General features: G+C 66.1%; 1 protein-coding gene. It reads right to left on the reverse strand.

Features of this window, described 5'->3' with window-relative positions; all coding sequences use genetic code 11:
- On the reverse strand, positions 1–245 hold a 245-nt coding region (locus SB772_RS44480; protein ID WP_410839087.1), incomplete at both ends, for a hypothetical protein.

The raw sequence follows: 245 nt of genomic DNA on the forward strand, positions 1-245 counted from the left end.
GTTGTACGCGTCCTCGACGCTGCTCGGCGAGGCGTCGCTATAGAGGCCGCCCTGGCTCGTGGTCGCCATGGCGGCGTGCGCGGAAACCGGCACCGCGCCCGAGTCCGGCGCGTGCGTCATCGGTGCGAGCTGGTCCGGATGCGCGTCCACGTCCTTGAGGAACGACGCGAGATTCTGCGAGACCGGCGTGAGCATGATCTGGCGAATGCCGTTGTAATACTCTTCGAGCAGATGCTGTTCGAGCC

The sequence above is a fragment of the Paraburkholderia sp. SIMBA_030 genome, assembly GCF_046535245.1.
In the GTDB taxonomy this organism is placed as follows: domain Bacteria; phylum Pseudomonadota; class Gammaproteobacteria; order Burkholderiales; family Burkholderiaceae; genus Paraburkholderia.